Source organism: Streptomyces sp. NBC_00005 (genome assembly GCF_045160215.1).
Classification (GTDB): domain Bacteria; phylum Actinomycetota; class Actinomycetes; order Streptomycetales; family Streptomycetaceae; genus Streptomyces.
In genome coordinates, this window is the sequence record NZ_CP108316.1 from 9,408,910 (window position 1) to 9,424,576 (window position 15,667).

Genomic DNA, 15,667 nt, shown 5'->3' on the forward strand with positions numbered 1-15,667 from the left:
CGCGTTGCCCGCGAGAGCTGCCCGAGAGAGCCGGAGACCGGACATGCCCGAGCCCACCACAGCCGTCGCCGAGCCTCTGCGGGGAGCGCGCGACGCCCCGCCCGTCGGAAGCGAGTTCGCACCCCTCCTGCGTACGGTCAGGGGCCGGGGCCTCCTGGAGCGCCGCCACACCTGGTACGCGCTCACCATCGCCACCAACGCGCTCGCACTGGCCGGCGTGGTCACGGGCGTCGTCCTGGCCGGCGACTCCTGGTGGGCGCTGCTTCTGGCCCCGCTGCTCGCCGTGTTCTGCGCCCGCACGGCCTTCATAGGCCACGACGCGGGCCACTCCCAGATAGCCGTCGGCAAGACCGCCGGCCGTGTCATCGGCCTGATCCACGGCAACCTGCTCCTGGGCATGAGCTACGCCTGGTGGAACGACAAACACAACCGCCACCACGCCAACCCCAACCACATCGACAAGGACCCGGACGTCGTAGCCGACGTCCTCGTGTTCACCGGTGCCCAGGCCAAGGAGCGGTCGGGTTTCCGGCGCTGGCTGACCCGCAACCAGGCCTGGCTCTTCTTTCCCCTCACTCTCCTCGAAGGCGTCGCCCTGAAGGTCCACGGCTTCCAGGACCTGCGTCGGCAACCTCCGCGGGAGCGCGCCGTAGAGGGCCTGCTCCTGGTGACCCACGTCGCCGCGTACGCGTCGCTGCTCCTGACGTCACTGTCCCCGGGCAAGGCGCTCGTGTTCGCCGCCCTCCACCAGGCGCTGTTCGGCCTGCACCTCGGAATGGCCTTCGCCCCCAACCACAAGGGCATGGAGATGCCCGACCCGAGCGGCGAGCGGTGGGGTCATCTGCACCGCCAGGTGCTCACCTCGCGCAACATCCGCGGCAGCGTCCTGACCGACTGGTTCCTCGGCGGACTCAACTACCAGATCGAACACCACCTCTTCCCGAGCATGCCGCGTCCCCATCTGCGGCTTGCCCAGCCTCTGGTGCGCGCGCACTGTCGGGAGTTGGGTATCCCTTATGCGGAGACCGGGCTGGTCGACTCCTATCGGCAGGCCCTGCGTCACCTGCATGAGGTGGGGGAGCCTCTCAGGGCGGAATGACCGAGGGGGCTCTCAGGGACGCGTCGGGGTTGCGACTCAGGGACGTCTCAGGGTCGCGATCCGGAACCGCGGGAGGCGCGGGCCCGTTTTCAGGACAGAGAGCGGCAGTAGCCGCGAAGGAGGCGTCGCACATGTCGAAGAACGCGAAGATCGCCGCAGGGGGTGTGGCGGTCGGGCTCATCCTGCTGATCTGGCTGCCCTGGTGGGCAGCGCTCCTGATAGTCCTGGGAGTGCCGACCGCCGCGTACCTCACGTTGGACCCCGCACAGCGGCGCAGGCTGCGCCGCGTCACCCGCAAGGAGATCGGTCGCTGACGTACTACCGCACGGGATGGGCCCGGTCGGCCAGCCTGCAGGAGTCGACCACATCGCCGTCCGCGGGCCGTGCGACGGTGTGGTCCGCGGGCGGCCGTGCGCCCTGCTCCACCCAGGAGACCAGCGCGTCGAACGCCGACCGGTAGCAGGGCAGGATCGGCCGCAGCCGGTCCGGATACGTGTCGTACAGCCCGTCGACGTGCGTGCCGCCCTGAATCGTGTAGTAGCGGTGCAGCGGACCCCGTCCGCTTGCGTCGACCATGCGCGCGTACACGTCCGAGTCGGCGGCCTTGGGCAGCAGGGCGTCCAGGTCTCCGTGCAGCGTGATCAGCGGCCTGCCGATGCGCCCGGTCAGCGACACCCGGGCCACGGCACGGTGGACGGCCGCGGGCCGTGACGCGTAGTCGTACGCCGCGTCGGTGGCACAGGGCGCCAGGATCTGCTCCGGCGTGCTGCCGGCCGACGGTCCGGGGCAGCCGGGATCGTAGGTCGGGTCGAATTCGGCGCGGTAGATCTTCTGTGTGACTCCCCAGTACGCCTTCTCGTGATACGGCCACAGAAACTCGGAACCCCGCGCGAAGCCCACCGCGTACATGTCCTCGTCCCGCGCGGAGCCCTGCATCCGCGCCACCGCGGTGGGCAGGGAGGTGAGCAGGTTGGGGCCATTCGCGGTCCACAGCGCGCCTTCCCAGTCCACGCCGCCGTCGTACAGCTCCGGGTGGTTCTCCAGCTGCCAGCGGGTGAGATAGCCGCCGTTGGAGATGCCGGTCATGTACGTACGGCGAGGGGCGTGCCCGTAGCGCTGGGTCACCGCGTGCTTGGCCGCCCGGGTCAGCTGAGTGGTCCGCGTGTTCCACTCGGCGATCGCGTCACCTGGCCGGGTTCCGTCGCGGTAGAAGTCGGCACCGCTGTTGCCCTTGTCGGTCGCCGCGTATGCGTAGCCCTGGGCGAGTACCTGGTCGGAGATCGCCGTGTCCGTCGCGTACTGCTTGCGTGTGCCGGGCGCGCCGGTGACCACCAGGCCGCCGTTCCAGTGGTCGGGCAACCGGATCACGAACTGCGCGTCGTGCCGCCAGCCGTGGGTGGTGTTGAAGTGCGAGGAGTCCGGGAAGTAGCCGTCGATCTGCACCCCTGGAACTCCGGACGGGGTGCGGGTGGCCTTGGCGGTGAGCCCTGCCTGGTCGGCCATGTCGGTGTAGGGCGTACCGGCGAGTCCGGTCGTGGTCAGGTCGGGCAGACAGGCGCTCTGCTGGAAGGCGGCGCCCGGCACGTGCACCCGCTCCTGGCGGGCGCAGTGATCTCCGCCAACTGCCGTGGCCTCGGCGGGAGTCGGCCACGTGAGGGCCGCTGCCACCAGTGTGGCGGCAGCGAGCGGGACACCGCGGGACGGACGCATGACGGCCTCCAGGGCAGGACGGGAGGGGAGCGACCGCAGGGGAGCGGGCACCGAGGGCTGCCCCATGGTGCGGTCCTGCTTCCGCGCCATCCATGGGCCGGGACCACATGGAACGCGGCCTCGGCATGGCGGCTCGAAACAGGGGCCACGTGTGAAGTCCCGTACGGAGGAAGGAGATCGGCGAACGGCGGCCGACAACTTCACGGTGAGCGCGCACGGGCGGCCGGACCTCATGCATCGCGGACGCTGTTCCGACAGCCCTGCGCGCACTGCTGCCGTCCGGGACGCTCGCCCGTCTCACGGACGCCTGCCCGCCGACCTGGATGCCTGCCCGAGGGCCCGGCCCTCTGCACTTCCCAGCGGACTCGCTGGCGCACGCCTCGTCGCCCCGAAACCCCAAGGCTGAGCCCCGCCGCAGCAGTGCGTGCGGGGCTCGGTCCCTGGGACTCAAAGGGGGCGTACGGCCATCTTTTCGAGCGCGTCCAGAAGACCCGGCAGCTCCGGTCCGCGGCCGACCGGCAGCACCTCGCCGGGCTCCGCGTCGAGCAGCACGAACGCGATGTCGTCGGTCCTGGCCACGAGTGACCAGCCCGGACCGTCGGCACGCAGGGTCCGGGCCTCGCCCGGGGCGAAGGACGACCGGACGCGGCCGAGAGGCGGCGGCGTCTCCACGTACGCCCGTGCCTCGGCGAGTACGCGCCGGACCCCGCCGTGCCCCTTGGACCCGTCCGCCTGCTCGCCCTGCTCGCCCTGCTCGCCCTGCTCGCCTTGCTCGTCCTGAACGTCCGACGCGGCCTGAGCGTCCTTCACGGCCTCTTCCGTGCCCTCGGCGGCCGCTGGGGCCCCGTTCGGGTTCGGGAACTCGGCGTCGTCGATCTGTTCCCGCCACACCGCCCACTGGAGCGCGATCTCGTCGGCACCCAGGCGCCGTTGAGCCGGCCCCCACCTGCTCGTGTCCGGCGGCGCCAACGGCGGACCGTCCGCGACCTCCGGGCCGGGATCGTGCGGCGCGGGCACACCGGGAGCCGCGACGGCGACCGCGAGGGGCCAGCCCGGCAGTGCGGCGACGACCGAGCGCTCGTCCGGCGACAGGTCGTACTCCATCCCGCAGTCCCAGGACGCGATGGCCACCGCGACCAAGGAGACGTCGTCGACCACGACGGTCCACCGGGCGCCGTCCCCGTCCTGGCCGAGCACCAGGCCGTATCCGTCGGCGAGCGGCGCGAGGCCGAGCGCCGCGCAGGCCTCCGGATAGTCGTCACCCAGCACGCTCGGGAACTTCGCCGGCGTCAGAAGTACCGCCGTGAGCACATAAAGCGCATCGTCCGCGGCGGCGACGGCGTCCTCGTCCGTCCCGGCCATCCCAGCCTCCCATTGATTCATCCGAACGCGCGCACCCTAGTGCGAGCGGAAGTAGCTTGTCACGACTCGCAAGCGCACCCGGAGCTGCAGTTTTCCGGCTGGACGGGGCGAATCGACCGCTCCTGCCCCGACTCGTCAGGCCGACGGAAGCCCCAGGAGTGCGCGGGCCACCGTCCCCGGCGACTCGTCGCGCTCCCGCGCGAGGGCGATGACGGCCCTGCACGCCAGCTCGTTGACCCCGAAAGACAGGGCCTCCGGCGACACCCAGCCGGCTGCCTCGTCGATCCGGTCCTGGTCGTCCTCCGCGCAGGCCGAGACGTACGCGGCGGCGGCTTCGAAAAGATTGTGTGTACGTTTGTCCCGGCCGTCGTTCATGTCCGCGCGCATGATGTTGAGGAATCTTGCACAGGACTTGCGCACCCTGCCCCACATGCTGACCACCTTCCCCCTGCGTGGTTGCCCTGGCTCATCGTTCATCTCCTGCTACTCAACGTAGAGTTGGAGCTCCGGCGGCAGAAGGGGGACGGTGCGGTGAAGCGCTTCCAGCGGCTCGAACAGATCCGGCGGATGGACCCGTACAAGGACGCCTCCGAGATCTACCGGCTCAGCTCGGCCTACGAGTTCCCGTGGGACTTCACCCGCGCCCTGGAGCTGGGGCTCTACCGCACCTACGCCGTACCCAGCATCGGGCGGCTGCTCGCCGAGACGGCGGAGCTCACCCAGCGCTCCCAGAAGCGTTACGACGACACCACGCTGCTGCTCGACGCCGTCGTGGAGCACGGATTCGGCAGTGAACAGGCCGACACGGCGATTCGCCGGATCAACCGGATGCACCGCAGCTACGACATCAGCAACGACGACATGCGCTACGTGCTGTGCACGTTCGTGGTGATGCCCAAGCGGTGGATCGACGCCTACGGGTGGCGCAGACTGTCGCGGCACGAAACCGTCGCCACGGCCGTCCACTACCGCACGCTGGGCCGGCACATGGGCATCAAGGACATCCCCGACTCCTACGAGGAGTTCGAGGCCTGCCTCGATGCCTACGAGGAGGCCCACTTCGCGTGGGACGAGGGCGCACGCAGCGTCTCCGACGCCACCCTGGCACTGATGGCCTCCTGGTACCCGCGCCCGCTCGCGCCCCTCCTGCACACCTCGACCCTCGCCCTGCTCGACGAACACCTCCTGCGAGCCTTCCGCTACCCGCCCCCGGCCACTGCCACGCGCGCCTTCGTGCGTGGCGCGGTACGCGCGCGTGGGCGCGTCGTCCGCCTGCTGCCGCCTCGCCGCGCACCGCACTACGCGCGGCAGAACTGGCAGGTCAAGAGCTATCCGAACGGTTACGAGCTGGGGGAACTGGGCAGCCGTCCGGTTCCCGGCGTACGTGGCTGCCCCGTGCGGCACCTGAACGGATCAGGCGTCGAGTGACCCGATCGTCTCGCGCAGCCAGGTGAGTTCGGCCCGGGACGTGGCACGCGCGATGGTCAGCAGCCCGCGGCGGAAGGGATCGTCCAACTCCTCGGCGCGCAGCGGCCGGTCACCGTCGTAGAAGAAGCTTGCGGGTTCCTCCAGGAAGGCCAGTCTGCGGCGGAGTACGGCCGCCTGCGCCGGGGCGTCGTCGAGGTGGCGGAGGAAGGCGAGCACCGTGAACCACCGGTTCTCGTCGGTGAGGTCGCGCTGGGCGGGCTCGGCGAGCCGTCGGCGCAATTCCCGTCTGCCCTCCTCGGTGAGCGTCAGGACGTGACGGGGGGCGGCCACGGCTCCGGGTTCCGTGGCGCGCGCCAGAAGCCCGGCATTCTCCAGGCGCTTGATCGCCGGATACAGCGTGCTCTCGGCGACCGGTCTCACATGACCCGTCAGTGCGGTGATGCGTTTGCGCAGCTCGTAGCCGTGCAGTGGGGCGTCGTAGAGGAATCCGAGGATGGCCAGCTCCAGCATGCTCGCATTCTCTCGCACGAGCGCTGTACATCGAACTCCTGATACCTCGCCTTCTCTATACCTCGTTACCGATGTATCTTTCGGATGTCGAGGGTGTCGAGGGTGGCCGTAGGGGCCATGAGGGAGGACGCGATGAAGCAGGCCGAGTTCGACGGCAAGGGAAACTGCATCCGCTGGACGGAGGCACCGGGCGAGGAACCCGCGCGCGTGTACGTGCACGGATTGGGCTCGGTCTCGGCCGTGTACCACGCGCACATCGCGGCCCGGGCCGAACTCGCGGGCCGGCGCAGCCTGTTCGTCGATCTGCCCGGGCACGGCATCAGCGACCGCCCCGACCGCTTCGGCTACACGCTCGAGGAGCACGCCGACGCGCTGGCCGCCGCCCTGGATGCGGCCGGACTGACCGGCTCCGAGCTGGTGGCGCACAGCATGGGCGGCGCCGTCGCCATCGTGCTCGCCCACCGGCGGCCCGACCTGGTCTCCCGGCTGGTCCTCACGGAGGCCAACCTCGACGCCTTCCCGCCGGCCACGGCAGGCAGCAGCGGCATCGCCTCCTACGAGGAGGACGCGTTCGTCGACGGCGCCTACGCGCGCGTGCTGGAGAAGGTCGGCCCCTCGTGGGCGGCGACCATGCGGCTGGCCGATCCGCGTGCCCTGCACCGCACGGCCGTCGGCCTGCGGCGTGGCTCGGAGCCCGTCATGCGCAGCATCCTCGAGGAACTGCCGATCGACCGCGTGTACGTGCAGGGCGAGCTCAGCGGCGAACTCGCGGGCAGGGAAGCCCTGGTGGCCTCCGGTGTGCGCGTGGTGACCGTGGCGGGTGCGGGCCACAACGTCATGTTCGACAACCCCGACGCCTTCGTGGCGGCGGTCGCGGGCCCGTGCTGAGGCTCAGCCTTCCCGTACGGCCAGCGCCAGGAAGCGGGCGTCCTCGTCGACGTACGAGGTCATGCGCCAACCGGAACCGGCCATCAGCGGACGGAGGTTGGGCTCCGCGCGCAGATCGTCCGGGGTGATCCGGCGGCCCTGCCGCGCCGCCAGCGCCGTCCTGCCGATGGGGTGGAACAGCGCCAGCTGTCCGCCGGGACGGACCACGCGCGCCAACTCCCGCAGATTCTCGGCCGGCTGAGGCAGGTGCGCGATGAGGCCGGCGGCGAACACGGCGTCCACCGACTGCGACCGCAGCGGCAGCGCGGCGACGTCGGCGAGCAGCAACTGCGCGTCGCGCCCCCTCCCGGCCCGTACGGCGGCCTGAAGCATGGCCGGGGTCAGGTCGGCTCCGACGACCACTCCCGAGGGCCCCACGGCGGCACGCAGCGGCGTCAGGGCCCGCCCGGTGCCGCAGCCCGCGTCGAGCACCCGGTCGCCCTCGCGCAGCCCGAGGTCGGCCACCGCGGCGGCGTAGGCGGGGCCGTCGTCGGGGAACCGGCTGTCCCAGTCGGCGGCGCGGGCGCCGAAGAAATCCTGGACATGTGTGTGGTCGTCGCTCATGTTCCGCATGATCTCTCACCGACACGGGTGACGCCGAGGTGCACACGTTCGAGCGGGACACGATCGTGTAGGTGCATCTCTGCGTCATATTCCAACAGCTTTCGAAATGCGCCCTCTTTGTGCGCCCCTGCCCGGACTAGCGTCCCGGAGCCATGGGACACCTGGACCACGCCACCTTCGGCTGGCTGACCCCCGTGCTGTCGTACGTGATGGCATGCATCGGCGCCGCACTGGGACTGCGCTGCACGGTCCGCGCGCTCGGCGCCACCGGACGCTCGCGCCGCAACTGGCTCATCACCGCGGCCTCGGCGATCGGCACCGGCATCTGGACCATGCACTTCGTGGCCATGCTCGGCTTCGGCGTCAGCGGGACCGACATCCGCTACGACGTGCCGCTCACCATCGTGAGCCTGCTCGTCGCCATGATCGTCGTCTGCGCCGGCGTCTTCGCCGTCGGCTACAGCCGTGACCGCGCCCGGGCGCTCTTCCTCGGCGGACTGACCACCGGGATCGGCGTCGCGAGCATGCACTACCTGGGAATGGCGGCGGTGCGGCTGCACGGCCACGTCAGCTACGACCCGGCCCTCGTCGCACTCTCCGTGCTGATCGCCGTCGTCGCGGCGACGGCGGCCCTGTGGGCGGCACTCAACATCAAGTCGCCCGTTGCCGTCGTCGTCGCCTCGCTGATCATGGGGGCCGCGGTGAGCAGCATGCACTACACCGGGATGTTCGCCGTGAGCGTGCGCGTCACGCCCTCCGGCCAGGCGCTGCCCGGGGCCACGGCGATGCAGTTCATCTTCCCCCTCGCCGTCGGTCTCGGCTCCTACCTGTTCCTGACCTCGGCCTTCGTCGCGCTGTCGCCGACGACCGGGGAGCGCGAGGCGTCCGCCTCGGCCCAGCGGCCGGTGGAGAGCGCCGTTCGCTAGCGGCGGGCCCGGCCCGGTGCCGGACTCGCGGCCCGCCCCGAACCACTCCCGAGCGAGGAGGCCATGCGTACACCCCGTAGGACCCCCAGCCCCGGCGCCGAGTCGCCGCCCCCGCCTCCCGCACGCGGCCGTCGCGCCCATGCCGGGCCGCCCGCCGACGAGGTCCTGGACGAGCCCGCCGGCGCGGTGCCGGACGAGGCACCCGCGTCCGGGGCCCGCTGGCGGATTCGGCCGCGCACCGTTCGGGCGAAGATCGTCTGTCTGCTGATGGTCCCGGTCGTCTCGCTGCTGGCCCTGTGGGCGTACGCCACCGTCAGCACCGCCCAGGACGTCTCCCGGCTACGGCAGTTGCAGCGCGTCGACTCCCAGATCCGCACCCCGGTCGCCGCGGCCGTTGCCGCGCTGCAGGCCGAGCGTGTGGCAGCGGTTCGCTACGCGACCGACCCGTCGGCCGGGCAGAGCGGTGACTACAAGAAGCTCGCGGACCGCACCGACAAGGCCATGGCCAAGCTGCGGCTCGGGAACCACAACACCGTCGCCAGCAGTGAGGAACTGCCCGCCGGAGTGGCTCAGCGGCTCGACAGCTTCGTCGCCGGTGCCGAACGGCTGAGTTCCCTGCGCACCGCGGTGCTCGACCGCCGCACGGACTGGAACGTGACGTACGGGCAGTACACGAAGACCATCAGCGGTGCCTTCGGGGTGGGCGGCGCGCTCACCGGCATCCAGGACGCCGACCTCGGCTCCGACGCGCGCGTGCTGCTCGAATTCTCCCGCGCGGGCGAGGCGTTGGCCCAGGAGGACGCGGTGCTGGCGAGCGCGCGCCTCGCCGGTGGCCTCAGCGGCGAGCGGCTGCGGCTGTTCACCGGCGCCGTCGACACCCGCCGCGCCCTCACCGACGCGGCCGTCGCCGACCTGAGCGGCCCCGAACGCAGCGCCTGGCAGACCCTCGCCGACAGCAGCGCCTACGCCACCCTGGGCGCCACGGAGAACGAGGTCCTCGACGGCGGCACGCCCGGCCCCATCAAGGCAGCACCGGAAGGCACCTGGAACAAGGCACACACGCGTGTGCAGGACGCCATGCGCACGATCGAGCAGAACGCGGGAAGCGGCGTCGCGGACCGGGCCGACCCGTTCACCCGCGGCCTGCTCTCCCCGGCCGGTGCCGCGGTGTTGCTCGGCCTCGCCGCGGTGGTCGCGTCGCTCGTCATCTCGGTCCGCATCGGACGTGGCCTCGTCATCGAGTTGGTGAGCCTGCGCAACAGCGCCCTGGAGATCGCCCGGCGCAACCTCCCCGAAGCCATGCGGAAGCTGCGCGCGGGCGAGGAGATCGACATCCAGGCCGAGGCCCCGCCCGGACCGCCCGCCGAGGACGAGGCCGGACAGGTCGCCGAGGCACTGGGCACCGTGCACCGCGCCGCCCTGCGGGCCGCCGTCGAGCGCGCCGAACTCGCCAGCGGCATCTCCGGGGTCTTCGTCAACCTCGCCCGCCGCAGCCAGGTCCTCGTCCACCGCCAACTGAGCCTCCTCGACAGCATGGAACGCCGATCCGACGACCCGAACGAGCTCAGCGACCTCTTCCGGCTCGACCACCTCACCACCCGTATGCGGCGCCACGCCGAGAGCCTGATCATCCTCTCCGGAGCGGCACCCGGCCGGGCCTGGCGCATGCCGGTCTCGCTGACGAACGTGGTGCGCGCGGCCGTGTCCGAAGTCGAGGACTACGCGCGCGTGGAGGTACGACAGCTCCCGGAGGCATCCGTCGTCGGCTCGGCCGTCGCCGACCTCACGCACCTCCTGGCCGAGATCGTCGAGAACGCGGCCCAGTTCTCACCGCCCCACACGCGCGTGCGCGTCACCGGCGAACCCGTCGGCAACGGCTACGTCGTCGAGGTCGAGGACCGGGGCCTGGGCATGGGCACGGAGACCCTCGCCGAGGCCAACCGCCGTATCGAACAGTCCGAGGCGCTCGACCTCTTCGACAGCGACCGGCTCGGCCTCTTCGTGGTCAGCAGGCTCGCGGCCCGCCACGGCATCAAGGTGCACCTGCGCACCTCGCCCTACGGCGGCACCACCGCGGTCGTCCTGCTGCCCACGGCCCTGCTGCACGGCGGCGCGGCGGAACGTTCCCCCAGCAAGGCCGCGTCCATGGAGCAGCCGGCGGAACGCGAGTACGCGCGCGTGCCCGGCGCCGCCCCGCGCCAGGAGTCCGTTCCGGCCACGACCGAGCGGCCCGCGCTGGTGGCTCACGCACCGGCCGCGGTGGAGACGACGTCCGACACCCCACCCCCCGGAGTCACCACCTTGCGCCTGCACCGTCCCCCGGAGGACGCCGAAGAGTCCGACGACCTGCCCCGCCGCGTACGCCAGGCAAGTCTCGCGCCCCAACTGCGCGAACAGCGCCCCGAGGAGCTGGCGCAGGCGTCGGCCTCCCCCCAGGACGACCAGCGCACCCCTGAGAGCGTGCGGGAGCGCATGGCGGCGTACCGCGACGGCTGGACGCGCGGCGGTGGCAGACAACCCGGCCGCGCTGCCGGACCGGATAACACACGGCGCAGCGACAGCAGCGAAGGAGACCGCGCATGATCCAGGACCCGAGCATGAGGGCCGACCGGCGATCCGGCGAACTCGACTGGCTGCTGGACGACTTGGTGCTGCGCGTGAGCGAGGTGCGGCACGCCGTGGTGCTGTCCAACGACGGACTCGCCGTGGGAGCGTCGACCGACCTGCGTCGCGAGGACGCGGAACACCTCGCCGCCGTGGCCTCAGGCTTCCACAGCCTGGCCAAGGGCGCGGGCCGGCACTTCGGCGCCGGCGGCGTGCGTCAGACCATGGTGGAGATGGACGACGGCTTCCTGTTCGTGGCCGCTGCGGGCGACGGCTCCTGCCTCGCCGTACTCACCGCCGTGACCGCAGACATCGGCCTGGTGGCCTACGAGATGGCACGGCTGGTCAAACGCGTCGGTGAGCATCTGTACACCCCGACGCGCGTCGCCGCGCGGCCGCCCGCCGCCCGATGAGGCGAGAAGGCGGCGCGTGCACATGAACGAGGACAGGACCGGCGCCCCGCTCGAACCGGGCAGCCAGTGGTACGACGGCGAGGCCGGGCCCCTCGTCCGCCCGTACGCCATGACGGGCGGACGAACCAAGCCCGGACCCACGGGGGTTCGCTTCGACCTGATCGCCCTGGTCACCCTGGACCAGGGCGCGCCCGGCGCCGGCGACGACACGGGGCTCGGACCGGAGCACCGGGCCCTGATCGAACTGTGCCGCACGGAGACCCAGTCGGTCGCGGAGCTCGCGGCGGGAGCCGACCTGCCCGTGGGAGTGGTCCGGGTGCTCCTCGGCGACCTGCTGGAACTCGGCTGCGTCACCGTCAGCCGTCCGGTACCGCCCGCGCAACTTCCCGACGAACGGATTCTGCGCGAGGTGATCGAAGGACTGCGAGCGCTGTAGATGAAAAACCACCACCACCCGGTCCCGTACGGTCCCGACTCGTGCACCCATCCGGACACCGAAGGGGAGCGAGTCGGTCGTATGGCGCAAATAGCGGTCCGATCCCTCGGAGAGGGGACGCAGTTGTGATGATGCGTTTGGACGTCGACCGTTGCCGGCACTCCCGAGAGAAGTGATCGATGGTCTCCGAGCACTCCGATGCGCAGGGCGGCGACACGTCCGCACTGGCGTTGAAGATACTGGTCGCCGGCGGATTCGGCGTGGGCAAGACCACTCTGGTGGGCGCGGTCAGCGAGATCAGGCCGCTGCGCACCGAGGAACTGCTCAGTGAGGCCGGCCAGTCGGTGGACGACACGGACGGCGTGGACCAGAAGGTCACCACGACCGTCGCCATGGACTTCGGACGCATCACCATCCGGTCCGGTCTCTCCCTGTACCTCTTCGGCACTCCGGGCCAGGACCGCTTCTGGTTCCTGTGGGACGAGTTGTCACAAGGGGCCCTCGGCGCCGTGGTCCTCGCGGACACACGGCGGCTCGAGGACTGCTTCCCCGCGGTGGACTACTTCGAGCACCGACGCATCCCGTTCGTGGTGGCCGTCAACTGCTTCACGGGCGCCCGCACTTACGGGGCCCAGGACGTCTCACGCGCCCTCGACCTCGACCGGGGAACACCGGTGGTGCTCTGCGACGCCCGTGACCGCGACTCGGGGAAGGAGGTGCTGATCCGGCTCGTCGAGTACGCCGGGCGGATGCACACCGCCCGGCTGCTCGACTCGGTCGGCTGACGGACCGCGGCGGGCGACCGCGCTCAGCTCGCGACGCCCTTCTCGGCCAGGACCTTGTCGATCGCGATGCGAACGAGGAGCTCACCCGGTACGCCATTGCGTTCCCCGAACTCCGCGGCGCGCTCCTCACCCATGTACCGCGCCCCGATCCGGGCGGCCCAGTGCCTCAGTTCCCCGAGATCCTCCGAGATCCGGGCACGCCCCTGCAACACGACGAAGTCGAAGGGCGGCCGGTCGTCGTCGACACACAGGGCGGCCCGGCCGTCACGGGCCAGATTCCGCCCCTTGACGCTGGTCCCGGCGGTGTTGAACACCACGTCGTCGCCGTCGAGCACGAACCAGATCGGCGTCACATGAGGGCTTCCGTCCGCGCGGACGGTCGACAGCTTTGCGGTGCGGGTGCCGTGCGAGACGAACGCCCGCCATTCCTCGTCGGTCATCTTCTTCGCCATGCCCCCATCCTCCTTGCCCGTGGGCCGGTCGTGGTGAAGGCTGGCGTGGAGATCCTCCGGCCAGGGGGAGTCGTCACACGGGGAGACCGGACCATGGCGCAGAACCAGGGACTTGACTGGCTCTTGGATGACCTGACCGAGCGCGTCGAACATGTGCGGCACGCATTGGTCCTGTCCAACGACGGGCTGGTGACCGGAGCGAGTACGGGGCTGCGACGCGAGGACGCCGAGCACCTCGCCGCCGTCTCGTCCGGACTGCACAGCCTGGCCAAGGGTTCGGGACGCCACTTTGGCGCGGGCAGAGTGCGCCAGACCATGGTCGAGTTCGACGACGCGGTGCTGTTCGTCACCGCCGCCGGCAGCAGCAGTTGTCTGTGCGTACTCAGCGGTGCGGAGGCCGACATCGGCCAGATCGCCTACGAGATGACCCTGCTCGTCAACCGGGTCGGCGAACACCTCGGCGTGGAGGCCCGACAGCCCGAGCGAATCCCGACGACAGACGTCTGACCTGCACGTTTCCCCTCTCCCGTGGAGTTATCCACAGGCTCGCCACGAGATCCGCCAAAGCGGCTACGGTTTTTTTCCGAGGCCGCGCGGACGGCGCGGACCACGTACTCCACGGGGGAGACCAACATGTCGGGCAACACCGTCACGCACCAGCACAGCACCTCCTGCACACCGAGCCGGGCTGCCCGGGAACTGGGGCTCAGGCGAGGGGAGTTCGACCTTGCCGTGAACCTCGGATGCATCCGCACCGTGCCCGACGAAGGGGGTGGGGGTCTGCGGGTCACCCGCACCGAGATCGACCGGCTGTGCGCCGAGGACGGTTTTCCCGAGGCGTTGAAGAAACGGGTCGAGGCCGTGGGCACGAAGGAGGCCGCGGAGCTGCTGGAGGTGTCGCTCGGCAGGTTCACCCGCCTGGCCCGGCTCGGCGCCGTTGTGCCGGTGAAGTTCTACCTCAATCGGTACAGGGCGGTCGTCTGGCTCTATCTGGCCGAGGAGGTACGGCGGTTCGCGGCCGACGAGAGCAACGCGCCATGGCTGAGCGGTCGTACACCCTCCGGTCTGCGCGAGCAGTTGGCGGAGGGGCTGGATCTGCGGCCCCGCAACTGGCGGCAGCGGAACCTCGGATTCCTGCGGCGGCAGGCCGGCGATCATCCGTGGGCGTACGCGGCGGCCGTGGCATCCCAGCTCGACGCCGTCCAGGTCGCGGAAATCGTGCAGGATCCCTACGAGCGCGCCCACTTGAACCGATTCCGGCCCAGGCCGCCGGCGCACGGCGCACCCGGCTCGCCCGCGGCCGACCTGGCCGAGAGCCTCACCACGGCGGAGGACCCGGACGAGATCGGCTGGCTGCGGACGGATCTCGCACAGGCAGTGCGCGTGGCGCGCACACTCCAGCCCGCGCCACGCCCAACTCTCAGGCCGCGGCCGCCGGAAGCACGGGAACAGACCCACCCCGCACCACCGACGGCCGTGGCCGTGGCCGTGGAACACAACCCACCAGTGCCCGAGGAACCGGCACGTTCACGCGGCCTGCTGGGCTGGATGCGCCGGGCTTCCGCGTGAGCTACAGCGCCCGGAACAGACCTTCCTGGACCACGGACACCAGCAGCCGGCCCTCGGCGTCGTAGATCCGTCCGCGCGCCAGGCCCCGGCCGCCCGTCGCGATCGGCGACTCCTGGTCGTAGAGGAACCACTCGTCCGCGCGAAACGGGCGGTGGAACCACATGGCGTGGTCCAGCGACGCCATGTCGAAACTCCGCGGGCCCCACAGGGGTTCGATCGGGATGCGGACGGCGTCCAGGAGGGTCATGTCGCTGGCGTAGGTCAGCGCGCAGGTGTGCACGAGGGGGTCGTCGCCGAGTGGCCCGACCGCGCGCATCCACACCGCGCTGCGCGGCTCGGCGTCCTTGACCTCCTCGGGCGTCCAGCGCAGCCGGTCCGCGTACCGGATGTCGAAGGGCTGACGCCGGGCCATCCGCTCCAACTGCTCGGGCAGTTCGCCCAGATGCTCGCGGACCTCCTGCATGACCGTCGGGAGCGACTCCGGATCCGGGACCTTGCGGGCGGGCGGCAGCTGGTGCTCGAAAGGTCCTTCTTCAGGCTTGTGAAAGGAGGCGGTGAGATTGAAGATCGTGCGGCCCTGCTGCACGGCGGTGACCCGGCGGGTCGTGAACGACCTGCCGTCCCGCACCCGTTCGACCTGGTACACGATCGGCACGCCCGGCCGGCCAGGGCGCAGGAAGTACGCGTGCAGCGAGTGCACCGGACGGTCGCCGTCCGTGGTGCGGCCGGCGGCGACCAGCGCCTGGCCCGCCACCTGGCCGCCGAAGACCCGTTGCAGGGACTCGTGCGGGCTGCGGCCACGGAAGATGTTGACCTCGATCTGCTCCAGGTCGAGCAGGTCGACGAGTCTCTCGGCCGGGTTCGTCATGCGTGGGATTCTCC

Annotated in this window: 18 protein-coding genes; 11 read left to right on the top strand and 7 right to left on the bottom strand. The window is 71.0% G+C overall.

Annotation, left to right across the window (positions count from 1 at the left end; all coding sequences use genetic code 11):
• Positions 1-43: 43 nt before the first annotated feature.
• On the top strand, positions 44-1,099 hold the full coding sequence (locus tag OG303_RS42930; protein WP_405875323.1) for a fatty acid desaturase family protein: 1,056 nt from the start codon (positions 44-46) through the stop codon (positions 1,097-1,099).
• Between the two features lie 131 nt (positions 1,100-1,230).
• Entirely contained in the window at positions 1,231-1,413 is a 183-nt protein-coding gene (locus tag OG303_RS42935) for a hypothetical protein (RefSeq protein ID WP_405875324.1), read from the top strand.
• A gap of 4 nt (positions 1,414-1,417) precedes the next feature.
• On the opposite strand, the gene OG303_RS42940 is transcribed toward OG303_RS42935, so the two are convergent.
• The 3 genes from OG303_RS42940 to OG303_RS42950 form a co-directional block, all read right to left on the bottom strand.
• Positions 1,418-2,809, bottom strand: a complete 1,392-nt coding sequence (locus tag OG303_RS42940; protein ID WP_405877760.1) for a tannase/feruloyl esterase family alpha/beta hydrolase — start codon at positions 2,807-2,809, stop codon at positions 1,418-1,420.
• Between the two features lie 447 nt (positions 2,810-3,256).
• A complete protein-coding gene (locus tag OG303_RS42945) occupies positions 3,257-4,171 on the bottom strand; it encodes a hypothetical protein (protein WP_405875325.1) in 915 nt (304 codons plus the stop codon).
• 135 nt (positions 4,172-4,306) lie between these two features.
• Positions 4,307-4,603 (bottom strand): hypothetical protein, encoded by a 297-nt coding sequence (locus OG303_RS42950; protein ID WP_405875326.1) that lies wholly within the window; start codon positions 4,601-4,603, stop codon positions 4,307-4,309.
• 99 nt (positions 4,604-4,702) lie between these two features.
• On the opposite strand from OG303_RS42950, the gene OG303_RS42955 reads away from it, so the two are divergent.
• A complete protein-coding gene (locus OG303_RS42955; protein ID WP_405875327.1) occupies positions 4,703-5,599 on the top strand; it encodes an oxygenase MpaB family protein in 897 nt (298 codons plus the stop codon).
• On the opposite strand, the gene OG303_RS42960 is transcribed toward OG303_RS42955, so the two are convergent.
• Positions 5,585-6,109 carry a PadR family transcriptional regulator gene (locus OG303_RS42960; protein WP_405875328.1) on the bottom strand — a complete coding sequence of 175 codons (525 nt, stop codon included), beginning with the start codon at positions 6,107-6,109 and terminating at the stop codon, positions 5,585-5,587. The two genes, OG303_RS42955 and OG303_RS42960, sit on opposite strands and share 15 nt — an antisense overlap.
• Positions 6,110-6,241: 132 nt before the next feature.
• Between OG303_RS42960 and OG303_RS42965 the strand changes: the two genes are divergently transcribed.
• Complete coding sequence (locus OG303_RS42965) at positions 6,242-6,997, top strand: alpha/beta fold hydrolase (protein WP_405875329.1); 756 nt, start codon at positions 6,242-6,244, stop codon at positions 6,995-6,997.
• Between the two features lie 3 nt (positions 6,998-7,000).
• Here OG303_RS42965 and OG303_RS42970 read toward each other — a convergent pair whose 3' ends face one another.
• Positions 7,001-7,600 (bottom strand): methyltransferase domain-containing protein, encoded by a 600-nt coding sequence (locus tag OG303_RS42970; RefSeq protein ID WP_405875330.1) that lies wholly within the window; start codon positions 7,598-7,600, stop codon positions 7,001-7,003.
• 152 nt (positions 7,601-7,752) lie between these two features.
• Here OG303_RS42970 and OG303_RS42975 point away from each other — a divergent pair, with 152 nt between their 5' ends.
• The 5 genes from OG303_RS42975 (at position 7,753) to OG303_RS42995 (ending at position 12,764) form a co-directional block, all read left to right on the top strand.
• Positions 7,753-8,526 carry an MHYT domain-containing protein gene (locus tag OG303_RS42975; RefSeq protein ID WP_405875331.1) on the top strand — a complete coding sequence of 258 codons (774 nt, stop codon included), beginning with the start codon at positions 7,753-7,755 and terminating at the stop codon, positions 8,524-8,526.
• A gap of 63 nt (positions 8,527-8,589) precedes the next feature.
• Entirely contained in the window at positions 8,590-11,109 is a 2,520-nt protein-coding gene (locus tag OG303_RS42980) for a nitrate- and nitrite sensing domain-containing protein (RefSeq protein ID WP_405875332.1), read from the top strand.
• The gene (locus tag OG303_RS42985) at positions 11,106-11,543 is read left to right on the top strand and encodes a roadblock/LC7 domain-containing protein (RefSeq protein WP_405875333.1); all 438 of its coding nucleotides are present in this window, start codon (positions 11,106-11,108) and stop codon (positions 11,541-11,543) included. The genes OG303_RS42980 and OG303_RS42985 overlap by 4 nt, the downstream gene beginning before the upstream one ends.
• Positions 11,544-11,565: 22 nt before the next feature.
• Positions 11,566-11,979 (top strand): DUF742 domain-containing protein, encoded by a 414-nt coding sequence (locus OG303_RS42990; RefSeq protein WP_405875334.1) that lies wholly within the window; start codon positions 11,566-11,568, stop codon positions 11,977-11,979.
• Positions 11,980-12,158: 179 nt separating this feature from the next.
• The gene (locus OG303_RS42995) at positions 12,159-12,764 is read left to right on the top strand and encodes a GTP-binding protein (RefSeq protein ID WP_405875335.1); all 606 of its coding nucleotides are present in this window, start codon (positions 12,159-12,161) and stop codon (positions 12,762-12,764) included.
• Positions 12,765-12,787: 23 nt separating this feature from the next.
• On the opposite strand, the gene OG303_RS43000 is transcribed toward OG303_RS42995, so the two are convergent.
• The gene (locus OG303_RS43000; RefSeq protein ID WP_405875336.1) at positions 12,788-13,216 is read right to left on the bottom strand and encodes a PPOX class F420-dependent oxidoreductase; all 429 of its coding nucleotides are present in this window, start codon (positions 13,214-13,216) and stop codon (positions 12,788-12,790) included.
• Between the two features lie 93 nt (positions 13,217-13,309).
• On the opposite strand from OG303_RS43000, the gene OG303_RS43005 reads away from it, so the two are divergent.
• Both OG303_RS43005 and OG303_RS43010 read left to right on the top strand, forming a co-directional pair.
• Positions 13,310-13,723, top strand: a complete 414-nt coding sequence (locus OG303_RS43005; protein WP_405875337.1) for a roadblock/LC7 domain-containing protein — start codon at positions 13,310-13,312, stop codon at positions 13,721-13,723.
• A gap of 126 nt (positions 13,724-13,849) precedes the next feature.
• Entirely contained in the window at positions 13,850-14,785 is a 936-nt protein-coding gene (locus OG303_RS43010) for a DUF6397 family protein (protein ID WP_405875338.1), read from the top strand.
• Between the two features lies 1 nt (position 14,786).
• Here the strand turns inward: OG303_RS43010 and OG303_RS43015 are convergent, their stop codons facing one another.
• Positions 14,787-15,653 (bottom strand): acyl-CoA thioesterase, encoded by an 867-nt coding sequence (locus tag OG303_RS43015; RefSeq protein ID WP_405875339.1) that lies wholly within the window; start codon positions 15,651-15,653, stop codon positions 14,787-14,789.
• Between the last annotated feature and the right edge of the window lie 14 nt (positions 15,654-15,667).

Bases quoted from the DNA above. Each gene is read 5' to 3' on its own strand.
- OG303_RS42985 (WP_405875333.1), top strand. From the start codon at position 11,106: ATGATCCAGGACCCGAGCATGAGGGCCGACCGGCGATCCGGCGAACTC.
- OG303_RS42930 (WP_405875323.1), top strand. From the start codon at position 44: ATGCCCGAGCCCACCACAGCCGTCGCCGAGCCTCTGCGGGGAGCGCGC.
- OG303_RS42935 (WP_405875324.1), top strand. From the start codon at position 1,231: ATGTCGAAGAACGCGAAGATCGCCGCAGGGGGTGTGGCGGTCGGGCTC.
- OG303_RS43000 (WP_405875336.1), bottom strand. From the start codon at position 13,216: ATGGCGAAGAAGATGACCGACGAGGAATGGCGGGCGTTCGTCTCGCAC.
- OG303_RS42990 (WP_405875334.1), top strand. From the start codon at position 11,566: ATGAACGAGGACAGGACCGGCGCCCCGCTCGAACCGGGCAGCCAGTGG.
- OG303_RS42995 (WP_405875335.1), top strand. From the start codon at position 12,159: ATGGTCTCCGAGCACTCCGATGCGCAGGGCGGCGACACGTCCGCACTG.
- OG303_RS42975 (WP_405875331.1), top strand. From the start codon at position 7,753: ATGGGACACCTGGACCACGCCACCTTCGGCTGGCTGACCCCCGTGCTG.
- OG303_RS42980 (WP_405875332.1), top strand. From the start codon at position 8,590: ATGCGTACACCCCGTAGGACCCCCAGCCCCGGCGCCGAGTCGCCGCCC.
- OG303_RS43010 (WP_405875338.1), top strand. From the start codon at position 13,850: ATGTCGGGCAACACCGTCACGCACCAGCACAGCACCTCCTGCACACCG.
- OG303_RS43005 (WP_405875337.1), top strand. From the start codon at position 13,310: ATGGCGCAGAACCAGGGACTTGACTGGCTCTTGGATGACCTGACCGAG.
- OG303_RS42965 (WP_405875329.1), top strand. From the start codon at position 6,242: ATGAAGCAGGCCGAGTTCGACGGCAAGGGAAACTGCATCCGCTGGACG.
- OG303_RS42945 (WP_405875325.1), bottom strand. From the start codon at position 4,171: ATGGCCGGGACGGACGAGGACGCCGTCGCCGCCGCGGACGATGCGCTT.
- OG303_RS42950 (WP_405875326.1), bottom strand. From the start codon at position 4,603: ATGTGGGGCAGGGTGCGCAAGTCCTGTGCAAGATTCCTCAACATCATG.
- OG303_RS43015 (WP_405875339.1), bottom strand. From the start codon at position 15,653: ATGACGAACCCGGCCGAGAGACTCGTCGACCTGCTCGACCTGGAGCAG.
- OG303_RS42970 (WP_405875330.1), bottom strand. From the start codon at position 7,600: ATGAGCGACGACCACACACATGTCCAGGATTTCTTCGGCGCCCGCGCC.
- OG303_RS42940 (WP_405877760.1), bottom strand. From the start codon at position 2,809: ATGCGTCCGTCCCGCGGTGTCCCGCTCGCTGCCGCCACACTGGTGGCA.
- OG303_RS42960 (WP_405875328.1), bottom strand. From the start codon at position 6,109: ATGCTGGAGCTGGCCATCCTCGGATTCCTCTACGACGCCCCACTGCAC.